The organism is Clostridium tanneri, from assembly GCF_033659955.1.
Lineage (GTDB): Bacteria > Bacillota > Clostridia > Clostridiales > Clostridiaceae > Clostridium_AM > Clostridium_AM tanneri.
The window spans coordinates 90013-103835 of record NZ_JARUJP010000011.1; the positions used below are offsets into that span (position 1 = coordinate 90013).

Here is a 13823-nt window from a genome sequence, read left to right on the forward strand (position 1 = left end):
AGGATTACATAATGATAACCCATGGTAAAAACATTAAAATTTTTGCAGGTAATTCACACCCAGATTTAGCTAAGGATATTGCAGATATGTTAGGATTATCCGTAGGAGATGCAAATGTATGCACGTTTAGTGACGGTGAGATATCTGTAAATATTAATGAAACAGTAAGAGGAACAGATGTATTCGTAATTCAGTCAACTAATCACCCTGTAAATGACAACTTGATGGAATTACTAATAATGATTGATGCCTTTAAAAGAGCATCTGCTGGAAGAATAACAGCAGTAATGCCTTACTATGGATATGCAAGACAAGACAGAAAAGCAAAGGCAAGAGATCCAATTACAGCAAAGCTTGTTGCTGATATACTAACAGCAGCTGGTGCAGATAGAGTCCTAACAATGGATTTACATGCTGCACAAATACAAGGATATTTTAATATACCTCTTGACCACTTATTAGGTGCACCTATACTTGCAAAATACTTTGTACAAAAAGGATTTGCAGAGAGAGAAGATATTGTTGTTGTTTCACCAGACTTAGGAAGTGTAACAAGAGCTAGAAAGTTTGCAGATAAATTACATGCACCTATTGCTATTATCGATAAGAGAAGACCAAAGGCAAATGTATCAGAAATAATGAATGTTATAGGCGATATTCAAGACAAAACTGTAATATTAATTGATGATATGATAGACACAGCTGGAACTATAACAAATGGAGCTAATGCCCTAGTAAAGATGGGTGCGAAGGAAGTTTATGCTTGTTGTACACACGCTGTATTATCTGGTCCAGCAATCGAGAGAATTAATGAATCAGCTATAAAAGAGCTAGTAATGCTAAATACTATTAAGTTACCAGAAGATAAGATATTAGATAAGTTTAAAACTTTATCAGTAGCACCTGTATTTGCAGAAGCGATAAAGAGAATATACGAAGATATTTCTGTAAGTAAGTTATTTGAAGAATAGAATGATGAAAAGCATGTGGAACAAAAATTCCACATGCTTTTTATCATGCTGTTAAACATTAAGGTAATATACTATACAATAGAATAAGCATAAGTACTTTTTATGTTAGTAGAATAAAATATAGTAAATTATTTGTAACTTTTTAAGGATATACTACTATTATACATGTTATATATGATAAATTTAATATAGGTAGATATAATTAAAACAAATAACTACTCAATTTAGAGAGAGGGGATGTAGTTAATGGAAGGATCAATAGGAAAAGTTTTGATAGTAGATGATGATGAAAATATATGTGAAGTAATAAGAATGTATGTTGAAAGTGCGGGATACGATACAAAAGTTTGCAATGATGGCAAGGCAGCTCAAGAGGACTTCTTAGAATATAAACCGGATTTAGTTTTATTAGACATAATGCTACCTCATGTTGATGGTATAGATGTGCTTAAGTGGATAAGAAAAGATTATGAAACCCCCGTTATTATGCTTACAGCTAAAGGGGAGACCTTTGATAAGGTATTAGGTCTTGAATTAGGTGCAGATGACTATATAGTGAAGCCTTTTGAACCTAAGGAATTGCTTGCTAGAATCAAAGCTGTTTTAAGAAGGTATAATGTAGATAATGAAAATAAGGAAGTATTAAAATTTGAACAATTAACAGTTGATATCAATTCTTATACTGTGGTATACAAAGATGAAGAGATAAAAATGCCTCCGAAAGAGTTTGAACTTCTATATTATTTATCTAGTAATAAGAACAGAGTATTTACAAGGGAGCAACTTTTATGTGAAGTTTGGGGTTACGACTATCCAGGGGACTCTAGAACTGTAGATGTGCATGTTAAAAGACTTAGAGAAAAGCTTCAAGGAGGACCTAATTGGCAAATAGAGACGGTTTGGGGAGTTGGGTATAAGTTTGAGGTGAAATAAATGAAGAAAGGGTTATTTTCAAAGCTAGTAGCTACTTTTGCAGTGATAATTGCTGTAAGCTTTATTATAACAGCAGCCTTCTTATCCTATTGGTTTGAAAGTTACTATTTTGAACAAAGAAAGGGTCAGTTAGAAACAGAATCTCAGTTTATCAGTACTGCTGCAGAGCAATATTTACAGGGAAATGTTTCACCGGACAAAATAAATGAGACCTTAACATATATAGGAAACTACTTATCTACATATATATGGCTTGTAGATAATTATGGCTATGTGTATGCAGTTTCAGATAGTGAACATAAAGCTCTAATAGGAACACAAATAATAACAAAAGAGTTAGAGGAATTGAGGCTTGGACATACCGTTGAAAAGAGAGAAGTCTACCAAAATATTTTCAAGGGACCTGTACACACCTTTGAAATTCCCATCTTCTCAAAAGGGATATTTAAAGGTTCAATGTTACTGCACACTTCCATAAGTGAATTAAGGGAACCTTTGAAAAGAGTTTACGAAATAATATGGATGTCAGCAATACTGGCTATTGTAGTTTCCTGTGTAGTAATATACTATCTTTCTCAAAGAATAATAATCAAGCCCCTAGAACAGATTAACTATGTAGCAGATAAGATATCAAAAGGAGAAGTGGACAAAAGGGTAAGTATAGAGTCTAAAGATGAAATCGGGACTTTAGCTAGGTCCTTTAATTCTATGGCAGATTCTCTAGAAGCAGTTGAGAAAAATAGAAGAGAATTTATATCCAACGTATCTCATGAAATTAGATCTCCTATAACTTCAATAAAAGGATTCATAGGTGGAATATTAGATGGGGTTATTCCTAAAGAAAAAGAGAATTATTATCTCTCTGTTACTTATGGAGAAATTCAAAGACTTACAAGATTAGTAAATGACTTACTAGACTTATCAGCTATAGAGGCTGGACAGTTTAGACTTAGAATAGAGGAGTTAGACATTAATGAGATCATTAGGTTATCTGTAATAAAGTTTGAAACCAAAATAAGAGAAAAAGGATTAAAAGTAGATGTACTAATGCAGGATGATGAACTTTACGTTGCGGCAGATAAGGATAGGATAACGCAGGTAGTAACGAATCTTATAGATAATGCCATAAAATACGTAGGAGAGGGTGGAACTGTAAGAATTAGTACAAAAACTAAGGGAGATAAGGCCCTTGTATCTGTATTCAACGATGGACCCTCTATTTCTAAGGAAGATTTGAAGCATATATGGGACAGATTTTACAAGGCTGATAAGTCAAGAACAACAAAGCTGAGTACAGGACTTGGTTTGTCAATCGTCAGAAGTATACTAACTCAGCTTGGGGAGGATGTTTGGATTGAAAATAAAGAACCTCAGGGAGTAAAATTTGTTTTTACACTAAAGAGGATTTAAACAATGATTACATTTTATTCATATTTACGTAAAGAAGTTTGTTTATAATATCTCTAAATTGATGGATTATGAGGTGCGAGTAAATGGATGATAACAGATTGGATGAAGTAAAGGACGTTAGGTGGGAGAGTGCAGAATGTTCAAAGGGAGAGATAAACTTTACTAGTAGAAGGAGAAAATCCAGGATTAAAAAGTTACTTAATGGATTAGTTTTTGTGCTTATAGCAGCAATTTCAGGTGGTGCATCAGGAGCCTACGTAATAAGCAAGAAATATCCAAATAATTATTCGTCAATTAACCAACCCTCGCTGGAACCAAAAAAAGAGGTTAACAAAGTGGAGACTGCTGACATACCCAAAAACGCCATAACGAAAGTGGCAGAGGTAGTCGGACCAACAGTAGTTGGTATAAGCAACCGAGCTGAAGGCTTTTTTGGATTGCAAGATTTGGGGGGCGGTTCGGGAATAATATTTGATTCAAATGGATATATAGTTACCAACAATCATGTAGTAGAAGGTGCTGCTAAGGTTACTGTAAAACTCTCCAGTGGCAAAACATTACCAGCAACTATAGTTGGCACTGATTCAAGATCAGATTTAGCTGTTATCAAAGTAGATGCTCAAAACTTACCTACTGCTAAATTAGGAGATTCATCTAAGGTAAAAGTAGGTGACATAGCTATTGCCATAGGTAATCCATTAGGAGAGGAATTTTCAGGCTCAGTTACAGCGGGAATAGTTAGTGCTTTGAATAGGAGAATACAATATGCAGGAGCTATATATAAAGTACTTCAAACAGATGCTGCCATTAATCCAGGAAATAGCGGTGGACCACTTTGCAATGAAGCCGGAGAGATTATAGGAATAAATAGTTTGAAGATGGGCTCTGATCAGAATGCTGAGGGAATGGGTTTTGCTATTTCTATAAATGAAGCAAAAGATATAATTAAGTCTCTAATGGACTATGGGAAGGTTGCTAGGCCATTCCTTGGAATATATGGTCAAGGTGTCGTTTCAGAGAAAAATAACATTAAAGGTATTTACGTTAGAGAAGTTGTACAGGGAAGTGGAGCTGCATTAGCTGGGGTTAAACCTACAGATATAATATTAGAACTAGATGGAAAGAAAGTTACAAAATTTGAAGACCTGGCAGACATTTTGGATAAACATAAAATTGGTGACTTGGTAGTGTGTAAAATTTGGAGAAGTGGAGAAACTATAGAAGTAAATATAACTCTTTCGGATGTAAGAGAAAAAAGTAAGTAAAGAGACTTTTAAGTCTCTTTATTATTTATGTCATTTAGTATAATATATAATATAGTGTAAGTTTGAAAAAAATGTATGATATAAGATATAGTAGGGAGTGAAGAGATGTTTTTAGTAGTGGGACTAGGAAACATAGGTAAACAGTACGAGCATACTAGACATAATGTAGGATTTGATGCTATAGATTTAATTAGTAACAAGTATAATATAGCTGTTAATAGGGAAAAATTTAGAGGAATGTATGGTGAAGGGAATATATGTGGTAGTAAGGTAATCTTGTTAAAGCCAAGTACATATATGAATCTTAGTGGAGAAAGTGTAAGAGAGGTTGTTAACTTTTACAAGATAGAAAATGAAAATATCATAGTTTTATATGATGATATAAGCCTAGATATAGGTCGACTTAGAATAAGAAGCCAGGGAAGTGCTGGTGGCCATAATGGAATAAAAAATATTATATCTAATTTAGGCACAGATGTTTTTCCTAGAGTTAAGATAGGAGTAGGACAGCCTAATGGAGAACTAGTAGCCCATGTCCTAGGAAGGTTCTCTAAAGATGATGCAGAAAAGCTTAAGGAAGTCTTTATAGCAGCTGTAGAATCGGTAGAGGTTATTATAGATAAGGGGATAAAGGAAGCTATGAATAGGTTTAACGGTTTTAAATTATAAATTATGTAAAGTTGATAGGGTGGTTGTTGAAATGAGACTAGATGGACTTTTTAAACCTCTTAAGAGTAGTAGGGAGTTTAAAAACATAATTAGTGGTATAGGGGGAAATAAGTTTCCAATAGGAATATTTGGTCTCTCGGAGTCTGCTAAAAGTTATTTAATAGATGGAGTGTTTAATGAATTAGACAAGCCTTTCCTCGTACTCACTCACAGCGATGTAGAAGCTAGAAAGTTGTATGAGGATTTATCTTTTTATATACCTAAAGTCTACTATTTCCCTAATAAGGAAGTAGTTTTCTATAATATTGATGCTATATCTGGGGACTTAAGGTGGGAGAGGCTTAAAGTAATCAGGGAGATGCTCAATAAGGAAAAAAAGGTAATAGTTACAAGTATAGAAACTCTAGCTTCAAGTTATATACCAGTAGATTTGTATAGGGAACATACCTTTACTATGTCTGTGGGTAAAACCTTGGATTTAGAAAAATTAAGTGAAAAACTGGTACAGTGTGGATATGAAAGAGTTGAAATTGTAGAGGCTAAAGGACAATTCTCTGTAAGAGGAGGGATAATGGATGTATATTCCCCTATATCTGCAGAACCTTATAGAGTTGAATTGTTTGGAGATGAAATTGACTCTATTAGAAGTTTTAATTTAGAATCACAGAGAAGTATAGAAAAGGTAAAAGAGATTGAGTTATTTCCAGCAAAGGAAATAATTTTAGATAGTGACAAAATCAGAAAAGGGTATGACAACATAGAAAAGGACTTAAATATTATTTCAAGTAAGTTCAAAAATAGTAAAAATAAAGAGGCTATGGAGAAAATACAGGGAATAATAAGAAAAGATTTGGAATCATTAAGAGAGAGTTGGAGTTTTGAAACTATAGATAGTTTTCTTCCATATTTCTATGATAAACCATCTTCTTTTTTAGATTATGTTAAGGATTATTTTATAGTCATAGACGATGTTCAAAGGTGCGGTGGAAAGATAGATAGTGTCTACTTTGAATTTGAGGAAAACTACAAAGGTTTCTTGGAAAGAGGAAATATCTTACCGAGACAAATTGAACTTTTAGTACACAAGCAAGATATATTTGGAAGATTAAAAGGCGAAATGACAATGACACTAGATTCTATAGCTAAATCAAATAAGGTTTTATCTCCTAGAGCTATAGTAAATTTCTCTCAAATAACACTGCATAATTATCAAGGGCAAATAGACTTACTTATAGAGGATATAAAAGAGAAAAAAAATAGAGGATATAAAATAGTTATCCTCTCCGGTACAAGACCAAGAGGAGAAAGACTTGTAGATACTTTAAGAGATAGGGGAATAGAAAGTAACTATAGAGATGTAATACATGAAATTCAGTCAGGAGAGGTAGTAATAACCTTTGGAAGCCAGCTAAAGGGATTTGAGTATCCAGAAATGAAGATATGTGTTATTTCTGATAAGGAAGTTTTTGGAGAAGCTAAAAGAAAGACTGTTAATAAAACAACTAAAAAAGGTGTAAGTAAAATCAAAAGTTTTACAGAACTAAAACCAGGAGATTATGTAGTACATGTAAACCATGGTATAGGGGTATATAAGGGAATAAGACAACTAGAGTTAGAAGGTCATAAGAAGGATTATCTTGAGGTAATATACGATTCAGATGATAAGTTATATGTACCAGTAGAACAGTTAGATATGGTACAAAAATATATAGGTAGTGAAGGTAAAAATCCAAAGGTAAACAAGTTAGGAAGCGGAGAATGGGTTAAAGCTAAAAGAAAGGTCAAAAAGTCAATAGAGGCAATAGCTGAGGATTTAGTTAAGTTATATGCAGTTAGGTCTACGTTAAAGGGGTACAGATATTCAAGGGATACTCTTTGGCAGAAACAATTTGAAGAAGAATTTCCTTATGAGGAAACACCAGATCAGTTATCCGCTATAATTGATATAAAAAGAGATATGGAATCAGACAAAGCTATGGATAGGCTGTTATGTGGGGATGTAGGTTACGGAAAAACAGAAGTAGCTATAAGGGCTGCATTTAAAGCTGTAATGGACGGAAAACAGGTTGCTATTCTAGTTCCGACAACTATACTTGCACAACAACATTACAATAACTTTGTACAGCGATTTTCTGACTTCCCAGTTAGGATAGATATGGTAAGTAGATTTAGAACAACAGCACAGCAAAAATCCACTATTAAAGCAGTGAAGGATGGGGAAGTAGATATTCTTATAGGAACTCATAGAGTTTTGCAAAAGGATATTCAATTTAAGGATTTAGGTCTTTTGATAATAGATGAAGAGCAAAGGTTTGGGGTAGCCCACAAGGAAAAAATTAAAAAGTTTAAGAAGAATATAGATGTATTAACGCTTAGTGCAACACCTATACCAAGGACGCTTCATATGTCTCTTGTAGGAGTTAGAGATATAAGCGTTATTGAAACGCCGCCAGAGGAAAGATATCCAATACAAACCTATGTGGTTGAATATAATGATCAACTAATAAGGGATGCTATACTAAGAGAACTGAATAGAGGAGGACAGGTTTATTTTGTTCATAATAGAGTTGAAAATATTAAGGATATAGCTGCCTATGTATCAAAATTAATTCCAGAAGCAAGAGTGGCTGTAGCCCATGGACAGATGCAGGAAAGAGAACTTGAAAACATAATTGTAGATTTTATGAAAAATGAATATGATGTTCTTGTTGCCACTACCATTATAGAGACAGGGATGGATATCCAAAATGTTAATACCATGATAATATATGATGCAGACAAGATGGGCTTATCTCAGTTATATCAGCTAAGAGGGAGAGTTGGAAGAAGTAATAGAATGGCATACTGTTATTTGACCTACAGGAAAGACAAAGTTCTAACTGAAGTAGCTGAAAAAAGGCTTAAAGCTATAAAAGACTTTACAGAATTAGGTTCAGGTTTTAAAATAGCTCTAAAAGATTTAGAAATAAGAGGAGCTGGAAACATGATGGGAGGCTCTCAACATGGGCATATGGCATCCATAGGGTATGATTTATATTGCAGGATGTTGGAAGACACTATTAAGTTGGTAAAGGGAGAGATAGATCAAGAACCGGTAGAGACCACAGTAGAGTTAAAGGTGGATGCATATATTCCAAGTGAATATATAAAGGATGAAGTTCAAAAAATAGAAGTGTATAAAAAGATAGCAGCAATTGATTCCTATGAGGATATGATGGATATCAAAGAGGAAATTGAGGATAGATTTTCTACAATACCTGCCTCAGTTTCTAACCTTATGAACATATCTTATATAAGAAGCATGGGAAAAAGGCTTGGTATAGAAGAAATAAAAGAAAGAAAGGATGAGGTAATTTTCCAATTTGAAAGTCAAGGAAGAATTGATGGAAATGTTATGAAGGGTTTATTAAAGGATTTTAGTAGAAAGATAACACTAAAGATGTCAGATAAACCGGGCTTTGGATATAAGCTTAAGGATGTGAAACGAGAGGAACTAATATCAAATATAAAAGAAATGATGGAATATATGATAAAAATGCAGCTAAAAAAATAATTTTGTAGTAAAAATAGTTTTATGTTAAAATAATTTTATGTTGCTTAAAAACACTAGAATAGAGTGGGGGAATAAATTGTGAAAAATATAAAAAAGTTAGTTAGTACAGCATTAATAACCATGTTTGCATTTTCAGCTGTTGGTTGTAATATGATAGAAAAGACACCAGAGGCTATAGCTAAAAGTCCTGTAGCAGTTGTAAATGGAGAAAAAATTACTAGGGGAGAGCTAGATAAGAGTGCAGATATGATGGGTGTTGTAGCTCAACTTAAGCAGAAGTATGGTGAAAATTACGATAAAAATGATGAGGCTAAAGAGATATTAAAGACTGAAAGACAAAAAGTAGTAGATAAGATGGTTACTGAAAAAGTTATAGAGCAAAAGGCAAAAGAACTAAAATTAATGCCAGATGAGTCAAAGTTAAAAACAGAAGTTGACAAACAATACAGTGATACCAAGCAACAATTCGAGAGCAGCGGAGCTAAATTTGATGAGGTTTTAAAGAAGGAAGGATTTACAGAGCAGTCCTTAAAAGACTTTTTCTTAGCTCAGACAAGAAATAATGAGATCTTTAAGAATGTCACAGATAACTTGTCAAAAGACATTAAAATTGATGACAAAAAAGTAGGGGACTACTATAACTCTAACAAAAATCAATTTACTGAAAAGCCTAATAAGATACATGTAGCTCATATATTAGTAAAGACAGAAGACGAAGCTAAAAAGGTGAAGGAAAGACTAGACAAAGGAGAAGAATTCGGGAAAGTGGCTAAGGAAGTTTCAACAGACCCAGGTTCAAAGGATAAGGGTGGAGATTTAGGAACAGTTCCTTATGTTGATTCTGGATTTGATCCTAAGTTTATGGAAGCTGCTATAGCTCTAAAAGAGGGAACTATATCAGGTCCAGTTCAAACAAGCTTTGGATATCATATAATAAAGGCTATCAAAAAAGAGGAATATCCAGTTAAGAAACTTGATTCAGTGAAAGACCAAATAAGAAAACAGCTTGAGGATGAAGAAAAGCAAAAAGTTGTTTCACAAAAAATTGAAGAGTGGAAAAAAGCAGCTAAAATAAAAACATATGAAAAAAATCTTCAGTAATAGGTAAACATAAAACCGTGGTATATAATATACCGCGGTTTTATTTTATTTGAAAAAGTGAAATCTAATTTAAATAACAATTGTGTATAAAATTTCATATTTAGAAAGATAATATTAACACAAGTGATACTTATATTATTTTTGAGGAGGTACAACATAATGAAAGCAACAGGTATTGTTAGACGTATAGACGACTTAGGTAGAGTAGTTATACCAAAGGAGATAAGAAGAACACTTAGGATAAGAGAAGGAGATCCACTTGAGATCTTTACTGATAGAGAAGGAGGAGTTATATTAAAGAAATATTCTCCAATAGGAGAGTTAAGTGACTTTTCAAAGGGATATGCAGAATCTCTCCAACAAACCATGGGTCACATAGTTATTATATGTGATAAAGATAGCATAATATCCATAAGTGGATCACAAAAAAAGGAATACTTGGAGAAGAAAGTTAGCAGTGATCTTGAAAAGATAATAGAAGAAAGAAAAACTATCTCTTTTGGAGAAGGTGGAGAAAAATCCATTGCACTATATGATGATGAAGAAATAGAAGGAAAATATTCAGCACAAGTAGTTTCACCTATTATAGCCGAAGGTGACGCAATTGGAGCCGTAATTATAGTATCTAAGGAAGAAGGAACTAAGTTTGGAGATGTGGAAGTAAAATTAGCTGAAACTGCGTCATCCTTCTTAGGAAAGCAAATGGAGCAATAGGCAGTGGCAGCATAGCTGCCATTACTTATTTGTCCATAAAAGATTATTGACACAAATAATAAAAATATTCACTTGTAAAGTAATAATACCCCTAAACATTAAATAATTATAGACATAGAGGTAAATCCTTTATTGATTTAGTTTTAAAGTGGAAAACATTAAGGCAAGGTAATTGTCATCATACTGTTTCGGGGGTATTTTTATGAAAAAACAATCACTTATAAGAGGTACTGTTATTTTAGGAGTGGCAGGAATTCTATCCAAATTCTTAGGTCTATTCTTTAGATGGCCACTGCAGATGCTTATTGGAGATGAGGGTATAGGTTATTACCAAATGTCCTTTCCTCTTTATATGTTTTTTATTGCAACAGCATCTGGTATACCTGTAGCCATATCTAAGATGGTTTCTGAAAGAAAGGCTTTTAATGATGATGAAGGAGCGATTTTGGTTTTTAGGAAAGCCATGCTTCTTATGGTTATTATGGGGATAGGATTTACTGCAGCTCTCCTAATATTTTCAAGACCAATTATTGAATTTCTAAAGTGGGATAATAAATCTTATTACTCGCTAATAGGTATTGCTTTCGCACCTATATTTATATCAATAATGAGTGCTTTTAGAGGTTTTTTTCAGGGACTGCAAAACATGAATTATACTGCAGTTTCACAAATTATAGAGCAGATTGGAAGAGTGGTAGTAGGAGTTGGACTTGCATACTTGCTATTACCTAGAGGAATTGAATATTCTGCAGGCGGTGCCGCCCTTGGTGCTGCAGCTGGGGGAATATTTGGAGGAATATATCTTCTGATAAAATATGTTGGCGTAAGAAAAGAGTTTAAAGTAAAAAGGATTAGGGATAATGTAGATGTTTTAAGTAAACTGTTATATATAGCAATTCCTGTATCCTTAGGAGCAACTGTAAGCAGTGTAATGAGCCTTATAGATTCAGCATTGGTTCCTCAAAAACTACTAGAGGCTGGATTTACGTATAGAGAGTCAACTATATTATATGGACAACTTACCGGCAAGGCTTTTATTTTAACTAACGTTCCACTTACCCTATCTGCAGCATTGTGTGCATCTCTTGTGCCGATAATTGCAGAATCATATATACTCAATAAAAGATTTGAGGTAGTGGCTAAAGTAGACTTAGCTCTTAAAACTTCTATGATTATAGCATTACCTTCTTGTCTAGGACTATTTAGTCTTGCTTATCCTATTTTAGATTTAATATTTCCAGGACAATCTGACGGATTCAGAATACTACAATACTCTGCACTAGCTGTTCCTTTTATAATAATTGCACAGACTTCCACATCTATTCTACAAGGAGTAGGCTTATATATACTTCCTGTAATAAACTTAGGGATAGGTTGTATAATAAAAGTATTTATAACATTATTTATGGTACCGATGAGTCATATTAATATATATGGGGCTATAATAGGAAGTACAGCAGGATATATTGTTGCCTCTGCTTTAAATATAAGATTATTAAAAAGAAAATTAAAAGTAGATATCAAGACATTTGAAATAGTGGTAAAGCCATTATTTGCAGCCCTTTTAATGGTAATAGCTGTTGTAATTATTTATATGAATGTCTATAATTATACCATAAGTAGTAGAATAGCCTGTTTAGCAGCTATTCTTTCGGGAGTAGTTGTATACTCGGTGTTAGTAGTTGTATTTGGGATATTCAAGTACAGCTATATAAAAAATAGGTTTCTTAAAAGGTAAAGGAGAGAATACAGATGATTAAAATAGTAGGCTTAGGACCAGGAGACAAAGACGCTCTTACTATAGGAACAGTAGAGGCACTTAGAAATTCATCAAGAGTATATCTAAGAACAGAAAAGCATCCCACTGTAGAATATTTAAAGAATAACAATATAGAGTTTCAAAGTTATGATTACCTATATGATAGATCGGAAAGCTTTGAAGAAGTATATAACTCTATTGCAGAAGACTTAATAAGTGCTCATGAAGAGTTCGGTAATATAGTATATGCTGTACCCGGTCATCCACTAGTTGCAGAAAAGTCTGTAAGTATACTAATAAAACTCTGTGAAAATAATAGTGTAGCAACAGAATTGATGACTGCAGTAAGCTTTGTAGATGCACTTATGGAAAGTTTAAAGATAGATCCTGTAGAAGGACTTAAAATAATAGATGCCTTTGACATAAGGAGTCAAGTTTTAGATAAGAGAGTTGGAACAGTAATAACCCAGGTATACGATAAATTTATTGCTTCAGAGGTAAAGCTTGCATTAATGGAATACTATAAAGATGATATGGAGATATATTTTGTTAGGGCTGCTGGTATAAAAGGCATGGAGAGCGTGAGAAAGATTCCTCTGTATGAGTTAGACAGGCAGAGTGACATAGATTACCTAACCTCTCTATATATACCTAAAGACCTAAGTTCAACAAATGATTTTAATGATCTATTGGTTATAATGGATACCTTGAGGTCAGAGGAAGGATGTCCTTGGGACAGGGAACAAACACATGATAGCCTAAAGAAGTATCTTGTAGAAGAAAGTTATGAAGTTTTAGAGGCTATAGACGAAAAAAATGATGATAAGTTAGTGGAGGAGTTAGGAGATGTATTGCTTCAAGTGGTATTTCATGCTCAAATAGGTAGGGAAGAAGGGTTCTTTAACATAAATGATGTAATTAAAGCTATATGTAGTAAAATGATAGGAAGGCACCCGCACGTTTTTGGAACATTGAGTGTTAACAATTCTGAAGAGGTATTAGAAAATTGGGATGAGATTAAAAAGAAAGAACAGGGACTTGAAAGTTACACAGATGAATTAAAACATGTTGCTAAGAGTCTTCCTGCTTTGATAAGAGCAGAGAAGATTCAAAAAAAGGCTGCAAAGGTTGGTTTTGACTGGGATAGAGTAGAGTGTGCACTAGAAAAAGTTTTAGAAGAATATTATGAAGTAAAGAATGTATATAAAGGGAAAAACAGGGCAAAAATAACAGAAGAAATAGGGGATTTGATATTTGCTTCCGTAAATGTTGCAAGATTCCTTGACATAGACCCTGAGTTTGCATTAAATTATACTATAGAGAAGTTTATAAATCGTTTTGCATACATAGAACAAATAGCAAAGTCCAGAGATGTTGATATGGCAGATATGACACTTCAACAAATGGATGAGCTTTGGGAAGAGGCTAAGTGTAAGAAAATTTAGATT

10 protein-coding genes are annotated in these 13823 nt (G+C 33.5%); all 10 read left to right on the plus strand.

Annotated elements, in window-relative coordinates:
- The first annotated feature begins 11 nt into the window (after positions 1-11).
- The 10 genes from P8V03_RS10945 to yabN all read left to right on the plus strand — a co-directional run bounded on the left by P8V03_RS10945 (position 12) and on the right by yabN (position 13820).
- Positions 12-971 carry a ribose-phosphate diphosphokinase gene (locus P8V03_RS10945; protein WP_261672216.1) on the plus strand — a complete coding sequence of 320 codons (960 nt, stop codon included), beginning with the start codon at positions 12-14 and terminating at the stop codon, positions 969-971.
- A 246-nt stretch (positions 972-1217) separates the two neighbouring features.
- Entirely contained in the window at positions 1218-1904 is a 687-nt protein-coding gene (locus tag P8V03_RS10950) for a response regulator transcription factor (protein WP_261672215.1), read from the plus strand.
- Positions 1905-3314 carry a sensor histidine kinase gene (locus P8V03_RS10955; protein WP_318798150.1) on the plus strand — a complete coding sequence of 470 codons (1410 nt, stop codon included), beginning with the start codon at positions 1905-1907 and terminating at the stop codon, positions 3312-3314.
- Between the two features lie 83 nt (positions 3315-3397).
- Positions 3398-4579 carry a S1C family serine protease gene (locus tag P8V03_RS10960; RefSeq protein WP_261672213.1) on the plus strand — a complete coding sequence of 394 codons (1182 nt, stop codon included), beginning with the start codon at positions 3398-3400 and terminating at the stop codon, positions 4577-4579.
- Positions 4580-4684: 105 nt separating this feature from the next.
- Positions 4685-5248: an aminoacyl-tRNA hydrolase gene (gene pth, locus P8V03_RS10965; RefSeq protein WP_261672212.1), complete on the plus strand. Its 564-nt coding sequence runs from the start codon at positions 4685-4687 to the stop codon at positions 5246-5248.
- Between the two features lie 31 nt (positions 5249-5279).
- Positions 5280-8801 carry a transcription-repair coupling factor gene (mfd, locus tag P8V03_RS10970; protein WP_318798151.1) on the plus strand — a complete coding sequence of 1174 codons (3522 nt, stop codon included), beginning with the start codon at positions 5280-5282 and terminating at the stop codon, positions 8799-8801.
- Between the two features lie 78 nt (positions 8802-8879).
- The gene (locus P8V03_RS10975) at positions 8880-9902 is read left to right on the plus strand and encodes a peptidylprolyl isomerase (protein WP_318798152.1); all 1023 of its coding nucleotides are present in this window, start codon (positions 8880-8882) and stop codon (positions 9900-9902) included.
- Positions 9903-10061: 159 nt separating this feature from the next.
- Positions 10062-10616 (plus strand): stage V sporulation protein T, encoded by a 555-nt coding sequence (gene spoVT, locus P8V03_RS10980; protein ID WP_261672208.1) that lies wholly within the window; start codon positions 10062-10064, stop codon positions 10614-10616.
- A gap of 202 nt (positions 10617-10818) precedes the next feature.
- Entirely contained in the window at positions 10819-12354 is a 1536-nt protein-coding gene (locus tag P8V03_RS10985; protein WP_261672207.1) for a putative polysaccharide biosynthesis protein, read from the plus strand.
- A 14-nt stretch (positions 12355-12368) separates the two neighbouring features.
- On the plus strand, positions 12369-13820 hold the full coding sequence (gene yabN, locus P8V03_RS10990; RefSeq protein WP_318798153.1) for a bifunctional methyltransferase/pyrophosphohydrolase YabN: 1452 nt from the start codon (positions 12369-12371) through the stop codon (positions 13818-13820).
- Positions 13821-13823 lie beyond the last annotated feature (3 nt).